General features: G+C 71.5%; 13 protein-coding genes and 2 pseudogenes. 6 read left to right on the top strand and 9 right to left on the bottom strand.

Features of this window, described 5'->3' with window-relative positions; all coding sequences use genetic code 11:
- Positions 1-175: 175 nt before the first annotated feature.
- Entirely contained in the window at positions 176-439 is a 264-nt protein-coding gene (locus MTQ01_RS24260; RefSeq protein ID WP_247493011.1) for a hypothetical protein, read from the bottom strand.
- A gap of 495 nt (positions 440-934) precedes the next feature.
- Between MTQ01_RS24260 and MTQ01_RS24255 the strand changes: the two genes are divergently transcribed.
- Positions 935-2,035 (top strand): DUF5925 domain-containing protein, encoded by a 1,101-nt coding sequence (locus MTQ01_RS24255; protein WP_247493010.1) that lies wholly within the window; start codon positions 935-937, stop codon positions 2,033-2,035.
- A 237-nt stretch (positions 2,036-2,272) separates the two neighbouring features.
- Here the strand turns inward: MTQ01_RS24255 and ddaH are convergent.
- Positions 2,273-3,070 (bottom strand): annotated as a pseudogene (gene ddaH / locus MTQ01_RS24250) (dimethylargininase); the annotation flags it as partial.
- Positions 3,067-3,453, bottom strand: coding sequence for a GntR family transcriptional regulator (locus tag MTQ01_RS24245; RefSeq protein WP_247493009.1), 387 nt, complete (start codon positions 3,451-3,453; stop codon positions 3,067-3,069). The pseudogene ddaH and the gene MTQ01_RS24245, both read right to left, overlap by 4 nt.
- Before the next feature lie 375 nt (positions 3,454-3,828).
- Between MTQ01_RS24245 and MTQ01_RS24240 the strand changes: the two genes are divergently transcribed.
- Positions 3,829-4,494, top strand: coding sequence for a hypothetical protein (locus tag MTQ01_RS24240; protein WP_247493008.1), 666 nt, complete (start codon positions 3,829-3,831; stop codon positions 4,492-4,494).
- A gap of 26 nt (positions 4,495-4,520) precedes the next feature.
- On the opposite strand, the gene MTQ01_RS24235 is transcribed toward MTQ01_RS24240, so the two are convergent.
- Entirely contained in the window at positions 4,521-4,973 is a 453-nt protein-coding gene (locus MTQ01_RS24235; RefSeq protein WP_247493007.1) for a MarR family winged helix-turn-helix transcriptional regulator, read from the bottom strand.
- Between the two features lie 105 nt (positions 4,974-5,078).
- Between MTQ01_RS24235 and MTQ01_RS24230 the strand changes: the two genes are divergently transcribed.
- Entirely contained in the window at positions 5,079-5,624 is a 546-nt protein-coding gene (locus MTQ01_RS24230) for a DoxX family protein (protein ID WP_247493006.1), read from the top strand.
- A gap of 177 nt (positions 5,625-5,801) precedes the next feature.
- On the opposite strand, the pseudogene MTQ01_RS24225 reads toward MTQ01_RS24230, so the two are convergent.
- Positions 5,802-6,308, bottom strand: a pseudogene (locus tag MTQ01_RS24225) (NUDIX domain-containing protein); the annotation flags it as partial.
- Between the two features lie 118 nt (positions 6,309-6,426).
- Positions 6,427-7,317 (bottom strand): triacylglycerol lipase, encoded by an 891-nt coding sequence (locus tag MTQ01_RS24220; protein WP_247493005.1) that lies wholly within the window; start codon positions 7,315-7,317, stop codon positions 6,427-6,429.
- Positions 7,318-7,591: 274 nt separating this feature from the next.
- Here MTQ01_RS24220 and MTQ01_RS24215 point away from each other — a divergent pair, with 274 nt between their 5' ends.
- Entirely contained in the window at positions 7,592-7,942 is a 351-nt protein-coding gene (locus MTQ01_RS24215; RefSeq protein WP_247493004.1) for a glyoxalase superfamily protein, read from the top strand.
- Positions 7,943-8,172: 230 nt separating this feature from the next.
- On the top strand, positions 8,173-9,210 hold the full coding sequence (locus tag MTQ01_RS24210; protein WP_247493003.1) for an aspartate-semialdehyde dehydrogenase: 1,038 nt from the start codon (positions 8,173-8,175) through the stop codon (positions 9,208-9,210).
- Between the two features lie 154 nt (positions 9,211-9,364).
- Here MTQ01_RS24210 and MTQ01_RS24205 read toward each other — a convergent pair whose 3' ends face one another.
- The 3 genes from MTQ01_RS24205 to MTQ01_RS24195 form a co-directional block, all read right to left on the bottom strand.
- The gene (locus MTQ01_RS24205) at positions 9,365-10,441 is read right to left on the bottom strand and encodes a S1 family peptidase (protein WP_247493002.1); all 1,077 of its coding nucleotides are present in this window, start codon (positions 10,439-10,441) and stop codon (positions 9,365-9,367) included.
- A 793-nt stretch (positions 10,442-11,234) separates the two neighbouring features.
- Complete coding sequence (locus tag MTQ01_RS24200; protein WP_247493001.1) at positions 11,235-12,032, bottom strand: DUF1684 domain-containing protein; 798 nt, start codon at positions 12,030-12,032, stop codon at positions 11,235-11,237.
- A 248-nt stretch (positions 12,033-12,280) separates the two neighbouring features.
- Positions 12,281-13,426 carry a DUF5685 family protein gene (locus tag MTQ01_RS24195; RefSeq protein WP_247493000.1) on the bottom strand — a complete coding sequence of 382 codons (1,146 nt, stop codon included), beginning with the start codon at positions 13,424-13,426 and terminating at the stop codon, positions 12,281-12,283.
- 265 nt (positions 13,427-13,691) lie between these two features.
- Here MTQ01_RS24195 and MTQ01_RS24190 point away from each other — a divergent pair, with 265 nt between their 5' ends.
- A complete protein-coding gene (locus MTQ01_RS24190; protein WP_247492999.1) occupies positions 13,692-14,138 on the top strand; it encodes a cell division protein SepF in 447 nt (148 codons plus the stop codon).
- Positions 14,139-14,363: the final 225 nt, after the last annotated feature.

Raw genomic sequence — 14,363 nt, 5'->3', positions numbered from 1 at the left:
GCACACTGCGCCAGGACGCCGAAACGACCGTACGCCCGCGGGTGGGTGCGGGCGTACGGTCGTACGGTTCAGGAGCGGTGACGCGCAGGGCAGGGCGGGCTTGCGGTGGTGGCACGACGTACTGCCGGAGCCGACCGGGCCGCCGCGGCGGCCCGAACGGACGGGCGGGCAGGCGTCAGCCGTGGCCGCCGAAGAGCGAGCGCCGAAGCCGCCGGAGCGGCGCGAACAGCGACACCTTGGCGCTGCGGCTGGCCCGGGAGCGCTGCCGGTCGCGGGAGGTCAGCTCGCGCATCAGCACGGTCGCCTCGTCGCCCTTCCCGGGTGGCAGCGCAGGGCCGCCCATCACGCTGAGATGGCGGTCCAGGCGCGAACTCACCGCGGAGCCACCGCAGTTGATCGCAGGCACACGCGGCCTGTTACGCACTGTTATCTGCTCCATCTGACTCCCCACCCGTACGACGGCGCCCTGCCTGGGCAGGTTAACCCTATCGCCCAGACGTGGCATGCAGGTATCCCGGTCTACCGATTCGCATGCCCAGCAAGGGCGTTCGTCACTCCTGAAAGGCGCCGGCAATCCGACCGGGCGGCACCTTCCGCGAGGACTGCTTCCACCGTCGAGGGCTACCACGACCAGCGGGGTTGGCCGAACGTTTCACGCCAGGCAAATGGTCGACGCCCGGGGAGAGTTGACCGCTCACCACACGGCGTGATTTCACCGTGACGGATGATGCGTGACGGATGTGACGACGCTTCGCCGCCCTCCCGCAGTCACCCGACGGCTCCGAGGCGCCCCGACGGCCGGGAGTCGCAGGCCGGCATTCGGCCCGGAACGTCCGCACCTGTCCGGCACGCACCGCGACCGGCGCGGGAACAAGCCGATCGGAGTCCGAAAACGGGGTGCGTACACGGTGATCTTTCGTTGACGATGTTCACCATGGCTACGGACGACTCCCCCTCCGCGACGGAGCCCGCGGTGCCGGTACGGCTCAGCATCAGTGACGGCGACAGCCCCTCGGAAGTGATCGACGGCATCTTCAACACCCGCTTCGCCGCAGGCTCCCAGCCCTTCGCGCGCTCCCGGACGCTGCGCAACCCGAAGCCGGGCCACAGCCTGCTTCCGCCCGGGGCCACGGTGCTGCGCAGCGCGCACGCGGAGAAGCAGCACTCCACGCTCGCCGAGGGCGAGGGGTGGACCGCCCTGGTCACCAAGTGGGGTCAGAGCACGGATGTCCACATCTGCGCGGTCACCGACGAACTCGCCTCCTCCCTGCTGGAGTCGGCCGTCGCCGACGCCGAGCACGAGGAGGAGCCGGTGCCGGACGAGGTGTCGCTGGGCTTCTGGCACCTCTCCCCCGCACGCGGCCCCTACCGGGCCGCCCGCACCATCGCCGCCCCCGCGTGGGAGGACGTCCGGGACAACTACACCGCACCGGTCGCCGACGACCTCGCCCGGCTGATGAAGCTGCGCCCGGACGACATCAACGGACGCCTGCTCCTGCTGCACGGGCCGCCCGGCACCGGCAAGACCTCCGCACTGCGCACCCTGGCCCGCTCCTGGCGCGACTGGTGCCAGGTGGACTGCGTGCTCGACCCCGACCAGCTCTTCAACGACATCGGCTATCTGATGTCGCTCTCCATGGGCGAGGACGACGACTCCGACCGGTGGAGACTCCTGCTGCTGGAGGACTGCGACGAGCTGATCAGGGGCGAGGCGAAGTACGCGGCCGGGCAGGCGCTCTCGCGGCTGCTGAACCTCACCGACGGGCTCCTGGGCCAGGGCCGCAACGTGCTGGTCGGGGTCACCACCAACGAGGATCTGGAGCGGCTGCACCCGGCAGTCGTGCGCCCCGGCCGCTGCCTGGCGCGCCTGGAGGTCGGCGCCCTCACCCGTCCCGAGGCCGTCCGCTGGCTCGGCCGCGAGGAGGGCATCGGTCCGCGCGGAGCGACACTGGCGGAGCTGTACGCGCTCAAACGCGGGCTCCCCGCCGTGGAGTTGCCCGCCCGGGAGGACCAGAAGCAGGGCATGTACCTCTGACCGGAGCGCGGATGACCGGAGCGCGGACCGGACCGCACACCGAACTCCGCTTCCTCCGTGGCACCACCTGCACCGTTCCTCTGCGGCACCACCCGCACCGCGGCCGGCACCGCAGTCCCGTCCGCCCGGTCCGCCCCGTCCGCCTCAAACGGCTCGGTCGGCTCCCGTCCGGCCGCTGCCGTCGGCGTCGGGACGCGCGGCGGACCGGCGCTGCGCCACGGGCTCCGGTTCCCGCAGCTCGTACAGGTCGCGCAGCCGTACGGACAGGCAGGTGACGCAGCCCTCCAGCCGCTCGTACTCGCTCAGTTCCACCGGCACCGGTTCGTAGCCGAGCGAGGCGAGCAGCTCGGCCGTGCGCGGGGCAGAGGCCGACAGCAGCAGCCGGTTTCCGCCCAGCAGCACCACATGGGCGCCGGCCTCCTCCGGCACCGACAGCATCCGCGGGAAGAGCCCCGGCTCGTCGACGAACGGGGCGTGGCCGATGACGGTGCCGTCCGGCAGCGCGGTCACCGCGGACTTCAGATGGAGCACGCTGCGGACCGGTACCGGCACCACGGTCGCGCCCAACGGCGTGAAGGCAGCGCGCAGTTGGCGCACGCCCTCGGCGTTGGTACGGCCGCCGCAGCCGACGTACACCGTGTCGCCGACCTTCAGCACATCGCCGCCCTCGAGCGTTCCGGGCGCTCGCACCCGTGCGACGAACAGGCCCGCCTCCCGCAGCAGGCGCTCGGTGCCGGCCGTCTCGGGCAGCCGCGAGGGCGCGCCCGGACGCGCGATGAGCGCGACGTTGCGGTACACCACGACGGTGTCCTCGACGAAGACGCCGTCCGGGCAGCCGTCGGCCGGCTCGACCTCCAGCGTCCGCCATCCGTGCTCGCGCAGCAGTGCGGTGTAGCGGTGCCACTGGTGCAGCGCGAGCTCCGGGTCGACGGGGGTGCGCTCGATATGGGTGACGAGTCCGTCCGCGAGGGCGGGCGAGGGCCGTCGGACGAGAGCGACCGGCCCCGCGCCTGCCGTGGCGCCGCCCGCGCTCATCGCACCGGCTCCTCTCCGTAGACGGCCCGCAGCGCCTCGCGCACCGCGGCCAGTGCGTCGACCCGGTCCAGTCCCAGCCGGTGTGCGCGGGCCGCGTACTCCTGGGCCGCGGTCGCCGCCTCCCGCTCGACGCGACCGCCCTCGGCGGCGATGAACGTACCGCCCCTGCCCCTGGTCTCGATCACACCGTCCGTCTCCAGGACCCGGTAGGCCTTGGCAACGGTGTTGGCCGCGAGGCCGAGTTCGCCGGCCAGACCGCGCACGGTCGGCAACCGGTAGCCGGCGGGCAGCGTGCCGGCGCTCGCCTGCTCGGCGATGTGCGCACGCAGTTGCTCGTACGGCGCGGTGGCCGAGGTGCTGTCGATGGCGATTCGCAGGCTCAAGAGGCTCTCCACAGACCGGTGTTGGCAGGAGGGGGCGCCGCGGTTGCGGCCGGTACCGACCATAGAGCCTGTCGTTCGGATCTTCGCCGGGCTCGCGACACCCGGCGCGCACATCCGCCGCGTTGCCCGCGACCGCCGTAGCTCCGGCGCGGCTCGCCGCTGCGCCGTTCGGCTGCACGCACCGCTCGCCGCCCCCGCTCCGGCGAGATCCGAGCGCAGCACGGGGCGCCGACCGCACGAAGGACCGCGACCGAACCGCGACCGACGCGTCCCGGCCCGGGCGGAGTACAACCTTTGCACCGTATGCACTGTCTGGACAGACAGCTTCGCGTCCGGGCACCACCCGGGCGTCACCACCTCGGGGAAGGCACATCCATGCGCACCAGTTCACCTCTGCGACCGGGCACGGACGGACGTCGCCACGGGTCCCGGGCGCTGCGCACAGCGGCGGTCGCGGTCGCCGCCTGCGCGCTCGCGCTCACCGCCACGAGCGGCGCCGGAGCCGCGCCGAAGAGCAGCACCGCACCCGGCTTCCTGGACGCCGACGAGCTTCCCGCCCACTCGGGCTCGCAGTGGTACGCGGGCGAGGTCACCGACGGGCTCCCGGAGATCGTGCCGTTCTGCGTGGACGGGCCCGAACTGCCCACCGAGGGCGCCTCGCACCGCCTCTTCCACACCGATCTGGACACCGGCGCGAGCCAGGTCAGCTTCACCACCGGCAGCGAGCAGAGCGCACAGGCGCTGGCCGCGCAGCTTCGGGACTCCTCCGCCGACTGCGCCGCCGACTGGCTGCGCGACAACCCCGGCGGCACCGCGTCCTGGCGCGATCTGGGCAACCAGGACGTCGGCGACGGCGCCCACACCTACGGCGTCCACATCGAGTCCGCGCACGGCTCGCAGGACGTCCACCTCTTCGGCGTCGGCCGGGACGGGAGCACCGTCACGGTGGTGGCCTGGGGCCGGATGGGCACGCTCGCCGACGCACCGGTGGAGGCGTACCGCACCACACTGCGGACGGCCGTGGAGAAGCTGGTCGGCTGACCCGTCCGCCTGCGCGGGCCCACGGGTCAGCGCAGGCGGTGCCCGACCCGGCCCAACGCCCGGGCCACGACGTCGAGTTCGTCCGGCTCCAGTACGTCGATCAGCGCCGCGCGCACCGCGTCGACATGCCCGGGCGCCGCCTGGCGCAGCGCCTCGTACCCCTGGTCGGTCAGCTGCGCGAAGACCCCGCGCACATCCGTCGGACAGGAGCGGCGGCGCACATGGCCGCGCTTCTCCAACTGGCCGACCTGGTAGGTCAGTCCGCTCTTCGACGTGATCAGCAGACGCGCCAGCTCGCTCATCCGCAGCTCGCCCCCGGGGGCGTCCGCGAGGCGCACCAGCACCTCGTACTGCGGGTGCGAGAGCCCGGCGTCCTCCTTGAGCTGCTGCTCCAGCGCGCGCTCGACCCGATGGCTCGCCTCCAGGAAGCCGCGCCAGGCAGCCCTTTCGCGTTCATCCAGCCAACGTGTCCCGGTCATGCCTCCAGCCTAGCGCGTTGTTCAAATTCGAACGAACCGGTACGGTGATCGGCGACCAGGTTCGAATTCGAACCACTTGCCCTCTCACCGCCCTGGAGGCATGCCGTGGCATCCGCGTTCGGCACCACCCGGCTCTCCCCGCAGCAGGACCCCACCCCCTCCGCCCCCGACGCGCACGACGTCGGGCTGCTCGTCCTGCGCGTCTGCCTGGGCGTCGTCATGGCCGCACACGGAGCGCAGAAGCTCTTCGGCTGGTTCGGCGGCGGCGGCCTCGAAGGCACCGAGATGTTCTTCGAGTCCGTCGGCTACCCGATGGCGGGCGCGATGGCACTGCTCACCGCGGTCATCGAGACCTTCGGCGGGCTGGCGCTGATCGTCGGGCTGCTGACCCCGCTCGCCGCTGCCGCCGCCTTCGGCACCATGCTCAACGCCATCTCGGTCAAGTGGGGCGGCGGCTTCTTCCTCCCCGAGGGCCTGGAGTACGAGATCACCCTCGCCGCCCTCGCCGCCGGTATCGCCCTCACCGGGCCCGGCCGGCTCGCGATCGACCGCGGCCTGCCCGTACTGCGCGACCACCGACTGAGCCACGGCGCCGCCGCGGTGGCACTCGGCGCTGTCGTCGCCGGCCTGGTACTGCTCATCCGCAACTGAGACGACTCGCCCGACGCGGCCGGCCGGCACACACGTCCCGACCGGCCGCGGCACGGCCCGACGGGACGCCGCCGACCGACCGGCCGGGCGACAGCCGGACGCCGTACACCGGCTCGCGCCCGCTGCACCGCGGCGCGCGGCGACTGCCGGGACCACGCCCCGCAGCGCCGTCCGCGCTCACGACGCCGGCAGTACGACCATCCGATGCGGCCCGTGCGGTGAGTGCTCCACCGCGTCCTGCGGCTGGTGCCAGTGGAGGACGAACCGCTCGCCGGCCCGATAGGCGTCCAGCCCCGCCCGGCAGTACGCGACCATCTCCGGCGGCAGGTCCTCCAGGGCGTACCAGCCGATGCCCGCGCACTTGTCCGGCTCGGCGTTGACCGGGTGCTCGTCGTCGCCGAGCCACGCCTCGAAGAACCAGCCGATGCGCGGCTCGGCGCCGGGACCGCGGTGCTGCATCACCAGCGCCACCCGCAACCGGTCCGGCGCCAGCGACAGCCCGATCTCCTCGGCGGCCTCCCGGATCACGGCCTCCCGCACGTCCTCCCCGGCCTCGACATGGCCGGAGGGGGCGTGCAGCAGCCCGTCCGCGTATCCGGTGTTCGCCCGCCGGGTGAGCAGGACCCGTCCGCCCCGGCGCAGCAGGAGGTGGACGTCCACCACCTCGGTGTGCCGCCGGACGGGCGCGGGCGCGGTGGTGTGGTCGTCCATGGCACCGATCATGCCAGCGCCACCGCACCCACCGCCGCCGCCTCGACGCCCGCCCGGCCGCCCGGCCTCGGGCCGCTCTCCGGGTGGCGCGCTACGAACTGCAGCTCGCCGGAGTGGCGTTGGCCGGGTCGAGCGCGTTCGCCGTCTCGTGCCAGGCGGTGCGGTCGGTCAGCGCGATCGCGACGTGGCCCGAGAGGCTGCTGGGACACAGGTCCTGCAGCAGTACGTTCCTGACCCGCTCGCCTTCCAGGTACTGGGTCTCGTAGGGGGTCACGACCAGGTCGTACCGCGAGGAGATCACCGTGTAGTCGACGCCGGGGACCGTGTCGCCGCCACGGTTGAGCTCGGTCAGGAAGTCGGAGCCGACGACCTGCTGGTCGAGCGCGGGAGTGTGGTCGCCGATGGCCTCCTTGGCTCCCGGCCACAGGTCGAGCAGCCGGGTGAGCCCGCTCAGCGTCGTTCCGTGGCTGCTGGGCGCGATCCCGACGAGCGCGTTCACCTTCTGCGCGCCGCCGAGGAACTTCAGATAATGGCGCGGCATCATTCCGCCCTGCGAATGGCCGACGATGTCGACCTCCGTCGCGCCGGAATCCGCGAGCACCTGGTCCACGAAATCGTCGAGCTGTGCGGCGGACTTCTCGATGCGGTCGAGTCCGTGGAAGATCGGGACGCCGGGCAGCTGCCCGTAATCCATCGCGTGGACGCAGTAGCCACGATTCTTCAGATAGGCCGAGAGGCCGGTCCAGTTGGTCTTCGAGTTTCCGAAGGTGCCGTGCACGAGCACCACGGGACGCGGGTGCTCCTTCGTCGGTGTGCAGGACGCGGACTTCTGTACGGCGTCCGATTCGACGGTGGCGCCGACCCGTTCCTGCGGAGCACCGGACTCGGAGACCGCGTTCCCGGCCGCGGGCACGAGTGCGACCGCGACCGCGAGCGCGGTGGCGGCGACCAGCTGACGGGTACGCGTGCGGGACAACTTCATGCGCACTCCTCCGTGAGGGATGAAGGATTCCGAAAGATCGACTGCGAACCCAGGCGCCGGGATGGACGACGCGCGCCGGGACGTTCTCCATTAACGGGCGAGTAACCTACGAGGGAAAGGGCCGCAACCGTGAAGATAGCGCCACACGATCTTCACTCGCCGAAAGCGAACCAAAGGCAGCACACGCAGGCTCATTTCCCTGCGCACACCTCTTGTCATTTCACTGAGCGGACCACCTCGGGACCGGTTCGAAACCCGGTCTACACTCCGCGGCATGACTGAACCGATCGAGGCGGCGGTGCCGATCCTCCGCGTCACCGACAGCGCTCGCGCACTCGCCTGGTACGAGCGGCTCGGCTTTCGGGCCACCTGGCAGCACCGCTTCTCCCCCGAGCTGCCCGCCTTCACCGAGATCGACCGGTCCGGGGTGCGGCTGTTCCTCTCCGAGCACGAGGAGGACGCCCGGCCCGACACCCTGGTCTATCTCCAGCTGCGTGAAGTGGAGGCGCTGGCCGCTGAGTTGGACACCGCCTCCGAGCTGACCGAATGGGGCACGCTGGAGTTCGAGGTGCGCGACCCCGACGGAAACCGGCTGCGCATCGGCACGCCCGTCGACGAGGTCTGAGCGCCGTACACCGCCCCGCACCCCCGCCGCACACCGCCCGCACACCGGCCCCGCGGTTCCTGCCTCCGCGCTCCGTGCGCACGCCCCTCACGCTCCGGCGCGCACGGGGGCGGAGGGGAGTGCCCGGATGTGACCGATCTCAAAGGATTGGCCCCTGCTGAGCAGCTCGGTGCAGGGTAGGGGCCGGACAACGGGAACAACGGGACACAAGCACAGACTGAAGGAGCCCCATGAGGATCGGCATCGTCGGAGCCACCGGCCAGGTCGGAACCGTAATGCGAGACATCCTGGCCGAGCGGGACTTCGCGCTGGAGGAGCTGCGACTGTTCGCCTCCGCCCGCTCCGCGGGGCGCACGCTGCCCTGGAAGGACGGCGAGATCACGGTCGAGGACGCCACCACCGCCGACTACTCGGGCCTGGACATCGTGCTGTTCTCGGCGGGCGGTGCCACCTCCCGGGAGCTGGCACCGAAGGTCGCGGCGGCAGGAGCGGTCGTCATCGACAACTCCTCCGCCTGGCGCCTGGACCCGGAGGTGCCGCTCGTCGTCTCCGAGGTGAACCCGGCCGCGGCCGCCCAGCGGCCCAAGGGCATCATCGCCAACCCGAACTGCACCACCATGGCCGCGATGCCGGTGCTGCGTCCGCTGCACGAGGAGGCGGGGCTGCGGGCACTGATCGTCGCCACCTACCAGGCGGTCTCCGGCAGCGGCCTGGCGGGCGTGGCCGAGCTGGACGGGCAGGCGCGCAAGGCCGTCGAGTCGGACGCCACCAGGCTCACCTTCGACGGTGACGCCGTCGACTTCCCGGCTCCGGACAAGTTCAAGCGCCCGATCGCCTTCAACGTCCTGCCGCTCGCCGGCTCGATCGTGGACGACGGCCTCGAGGAGACCGACGAGGAGCAGAAGCTCCGCCACGAGAGCCGCAAGATCCTGGACATTCCCGGACTCAAGGTCTCCGGCACCTGTGTGCGCGTCCCCGTCTTCAGCGGCCACAGCCTGCAGGTGAACGCGCGCTTCGACCGCGAGCTCAGCCCCGAACGCGCCCGCGAACTGCTCGCCGACGCACCGGGCGTGGAGCTGTCGGACATCCCCACCCCGCTGCAGGCGGCCGGCCGGGACGCCAGCTACGTGGGCCGCGTCCGCCGCGACGAGACCGCGGAGAACGGCCTGGCGCTGTTCCTGTCCAACGACAATCTGCGCAAGGGCGCCGCCCTCAACGCGGTGCAGATCGCCGAGCTCGTCGCGGACGAGCTGCGCGCCGCACGCTGACCGCTCCCCCTCCGTCCGCGCCCGTGGAGCGCGTACGGGTCGGTCGAGCCCACCGGGCACACACAGGGCAAGGGCCCCGGAACCTTGGAAGGTTCCGGGGCCCTTGCCTTCATGCAACCCCATGAGCCACGTACAGACGCAGACTCTCCAGACGTCAGCCGATCTCGGCGCCGTAGTCGGCAAGCGCCTTGGCAACCGGACCGTAGAAGGTCTGGCCGCCGGAGGAGCAGTTGCCGCTGCCGCCCGAGGTCATGCCCAGCGCGTCGCTGCCCGCGAAGAGCGAGCCGCCACTGTCACCCGGCTCGGCGCAGACGTCGGTCTGGATCAGACCGTTGACCGTGCCCTCCGGGTAGCTGACGGACGCGTCCACGGCCTCGACGGATCCGCCGTGCACCTGGGTGGTGCTGCCACTGCGCTGGACCTCTTCACCGACGGTCGCCTCACGGGCGCCGGTGATGTCCTGCGAGCCGCCGTCGTAGAGGTTCACCGAGCTCGGTGCGTCCACGCCGCCCTCGTACTTCACGAGCGCCTGGTCGCTACCGGGGAAGGTGCTCTCCTCCATGGTGCCGATCGCAGATCCGCCCGAGGAGTCCGACCACGAGCTGCCGACGCTGCCGCAGTGGCCCGCGGTCACGAAGTAGGACTCGCCGCCCTTGGTGACGTTGAAGCCGAGCGAGCAGCGGGCGCCGCTGCTGTAGATGGCGTCGCCACCCTGGATGCGGAGGCTGAACTCACCCGCGCTGCGCTTGAGTTCGGCCTTGCCGTTCTGGGCGGTGACCAGCTTCTCCAGCTCGGCGAACTTCGCCTTGCTGACCGTCTTGTCCGCCGTCACGACGACCTTGTTGGTCTTCGGGTCGACGGAGCGAGCGGTACCGACGATGTCGGCCTTGTCGATCGCGGACTTGGCGGTCTTGAGCTCCGCCATGCTGTGCTCGACGACCTTCGCCTCGGCGCCGGCGTTCTGCACGGTCTTGACCGCGGACTCGGAGGTCACGTTGACGACGAGCTTCTTGCTCTCGGCGTCGTAGTACGTGCCGGCGGCGGTGTCCGCTCCCAGCTTGCCCTCGAGCGTCGTCGCCAGCTCACCAGCGGCGGAGGAGGTCAGGGTGTCCGCCGTGAAGACGGGCTCAGCGGCATTGGCGTTGGCCACGGTGAACGAGCCGGCCACCAGTGCTGCCACACCTGCACCGGCGATCGTCATGCGCCGCTTGTTGATCCGTCGTGTTCTCAACTCATGCCTCCTGTGGGGGGAGGGAATCGCTCCGGGCGGAGCGCTTCCGGAGGTTGTTCCGGACAACTGCCCGGCCGGGACACGATCGCGTCCATGCCAAGCAGTGGGTTGGAGTATGGACAGGGTGACTCGGCACACACAAGGTCGAGTTCACGTCACTGAGCGATGAAGTGATGGGCAGAATTCCGCTTCTGAGGATCCGACAGTTGTGCACGTCAGTCTGCCGCGCTTGAGGTCTCGCATACCCGCCGCGATCGAAGATCACCCGGGGGTGAGGTCTACACCTGTCTTGAAATCGCTGTTCTCGGCGCTGCTCGTCGGCCCATCTCCCGGGCCTCCGCAGCGAGTCCGGGCGGCGTATCCACCATCGGCATTGTTTCCTGCTTTTGACTGATTTCCACTGTTCAGTGGAGGCGCTCAGGGGCAAAGCGGACGGCCCGACCCGCACTTGTCACCCGCCAGCACCCCGACACCCACCCGCGTCCGACCGCAGTTCGTTTCTCCGGCGCACTCAACCCGCGGCCGAAACCACACCCCTCACGCCCGTCGCCCGCTCCCCCGCCGCCCCGGGCCAACCGCCGAAAGAGCCCCGCGACGGCGCGGGCGGACCCCCGAACCGGACCTCGTCCGACTCCGGCCCACCATCACGCTCCGTCACCAGCCCGGGAGTCGCAGGGCCTTGAGCGCTCACTCGCCGAGGCTTCGCCCTGCAACGGAAGCCGGGGGCGCCCGCGCACGCACCGGCTCGGACGGTCGGGCTGCACCGGCCCGCACTCCGGCGCGCACCACGGCTCTACGCCACGTCGCGCTCCCCGGCCGGCACCGGCACTCCCAGGGTGTTGCCGGGCGGAGGGAAAGGGCAGAGGAAATGGTCGCTGAAAGCGCACGGCGGAAGCGTCGACCGATTGAAGTCGACCGTGACGGTGCCGTCCGCGGCCGGCACCCCGGTCCGCAGGAAACGGAAGCGGCAACTGGTCCCGCCACTCGTGGCGTCGGCGAAGACCGCCCAGAGCGCACCACTGCCCACCGAGGACACCCGCAGGCCGGCCGAGCCGCCGTCGGGCAGCGTGAACTCCACCGTGCCCGCCAGCTCCAGACCGCGCTCCCGACCGTCGGCGTTCGCCACCCGGACCGTTCGCCGCTCCCCGTACGACCGGAAGGTGCCCCGCAGCACCCACCGCGGGTCGAAGGGCGTGGTGCGCACACCGCTGAAGGTCCGTCGGGCCGCCGCGTCGGGATCGTGCACCCGCACCGCCCACTCCCCCTCGCGCCGCAGCAGCTCCAAGCGGCGCTCCCCGTGGGCGAGCCGCGCGGCGGCGGGATCGTTCGCCTCCGGCACCAGCAGTGTGCCGCCCACCAGCGGCTCGCCCCGGTGGAACAGGCCCTCGAGGACGTCCGCGTGCACACGCACCCCGTCGCCCGAGGCGGCCCAGTGTCCGGGCACGTCGGCCAACCGGCCCTCGGAGTCCGCGTCGGCGAGCCAGTGGGTCCCGGTGACCGAGAGCGGACCGTAGGGGGCGCGTACGACGTCCAACCGCTGCTGGTGCCACTCCTGCCAGGCCCGCCGCACCGCCTCTTCCTCAGTAGTCATGCCGGTCAAGTTGCCACAGCGGCTCGGTGCGGGTGCGCGACCGGCCCCGGCCCGCCGTGCGGCACACCCGCTCGGTCGGCGGAAGCGAGGACCACCGAACGGACAGGGCTCACCGAACGGACAGGACGGACGGGAACCGGGACGGACAGGAGAGGCGGTGCGGGAGGAGCAGCGCGGGAGGGCAGAACCAGGGCACGGGACGGGGTCGTCACCGCGGGACCGTCACCGCGGGGTCGTCTCCACCCGCGTCAGTCGCAGCAGTTGCAGCAGTTGCAGCAGTTGCAGCACTCGCTGCAGCTGCTGCAGCAGTCGCAGCCCTCGCAGCAGCAGTCGCACTTGTCGCACCAGCCCTCGCGCGGCTCTCCCGTCCAGGGGTCCTGGTACTCGCTGCGGCAGCACAGTTGGCAGGTGCAGCACAGGCCGCTCCACACCAGACAGCCCGCCAGCAGTCCTCGACGGCGCGGCGGCTCGGGGGGCGGCGGCCAGCCGCCCGGCGGCTGGTTCACCCACGGCGAGGCGGGATGCGGAGTGTGGGCGTGGGGCTGGAAGGTGCGCTGCACCGCGTGCTCCAGCTCGTGCACCAGCAGCCGGTGCGCCAGCGCCGAGTCCGTGAACTCCACCTCCGCGAGCGCCAGTCGAATACCGTGCACCGCGTCGTCGCACAGGCGACGCGCCTCGGCAGCGTCGGTGCCGGTGGTGGTGAGCGGGTTCCACGCGCCGGCCTGCTGGTCGGCGGCACGGTCCTCCACGGCGTCCAGCAGATGGGCCAGCCGACCGAAGAGCCGGCCCGCCTCGTGCAGCGGCGCCGAGTTGCCGGGTCTGCCGGCGAGCACCGCGGTGTGCGCGAACGCCGCCGCGGTCGCCAGCTCGGTCGGCTCGGTCACCGTCAGGACGGAGGTGCCGGGGCCCGCCGCCGACTCCAGCTCCTGCTGGCGGCCGACCGCGTCGAGCAGGACCGCGGTGTCGAACCCCAGCCCGGCGCCCGCACGTTCGCCGCCGAGGTCCCAGCTGCGCGCGACGCGCTCCGCGGCGGCGGCGACCGGCCGCCGCCTCATCGCGCCGTCGCCGTCCAGGACGTGGTCGCGCAGCTTGGCGGAGGCCAGCACCAGCGAGACCGTCGCCGCCAGATGTGCTCCCTGCCCCTTGGCGACCGAGGCGGTGCGCATCCCCCGCAGCGGGCACGGTCCGGCCGTACGGCGCTCGGGCGCCAGTTCCCGCGGAAGCTGAGCGTCCGTCAGAACGGAGAGCACGAGCCCGTCGTAGTTGGTGGCCACGCGCGCGAACTGGCCGTGATCGGCGCGCAACGCGAGGCAGAGGCCGCACAGATGGGCCATCCATTCCGTGCGCAACCGTTTACTCAGCCGGTGTGAACACGGTCTGATGATTCCGAACACTCAACCCACCCCGTCGAACTGGCAACGCGTCATGGTGGTGTGTGACTCACTCTTTTGGGCTGTCACTCACCCTTGCGGCGGGAGAGACGTGATCTTTCCCTCCACCACCACTCGTATACCGCAACACCGCAGCTCCGGGAGCTGCCGTTCTGCACCAGAACTGTCACGAAACCCGCCCGAGGCGCATATCCGCTTGGCGCATCATCCGCCTCATGCAGGACGATAGGCGTGCGGACAGCACAGACCGCACGCGAGAGGAGGCGTCATGGGATCGGTGCGTAAGGCGAGTGCATGGCTTGGGCTCGTCGACGACAGCGAAATGCGCTACTACGACGATGACTACGCCGAGGGGCCCGAGCCCGGGGACGCCGCACGCGAGACGTGGGTGACCGACCCCCGTATCCGTGCGACCGCGGAGACGGCCCAGGACCAGGGCACCAGGATCGCGACCGTCACTCCCGACGGCTTCCGGGACGCCCGGGGCATCGGCGAGTTGTTCCGGGACGGCGTTCCGGTGATCGTGAACCTGACCGCGATGGAGCCGGGCGACGCCAAGCGAGTGGTGGACTTCGCGGCCGGACTGACCTTCGGGCTGCGCGGCTCCATCGAGCGGGTGGCGACCCGGGTCTTCCTGCTGACCCCGCCCGACTACGAGATCCTCACCGGCGAGGATCGCAGAACGACCGAAGGCGGATTCTTCAACCAGAGCTGACCCGCGTCCGCTGCCGCCGAGGAGGGCGGCAGCGGGTGCGGTCACGATCTGCTGGACGCGGTCTGCCGCGTTCGGCGTAGACGGCATACGTCCAACTGCCCACCGCAACCACCTGCGTTGGCGGTAATCGGTCCGGCGAATCTCCGGCGGACGCGCGCACCGGCGCGAAGGCCGGCCGACGGCCGGACGCAAGCGCCCTCATCGACCGGCGAGCACCCGGAACGC

The organism is Streptomyces sp. XM4193 (genome assembly GCF_023072595.1).
Taxonomy (GTDB): domain Bacteria; phylum Actinomycetota; class Actinomycetes; order Streptomycetales; family Streptomycetaceae; genus Streptomyces.
The sequence above is the reverse complement of the archived record's forward strand: the minus strand, read 5'-3'. Positions and strand labels throughout refer to the sequence as shown.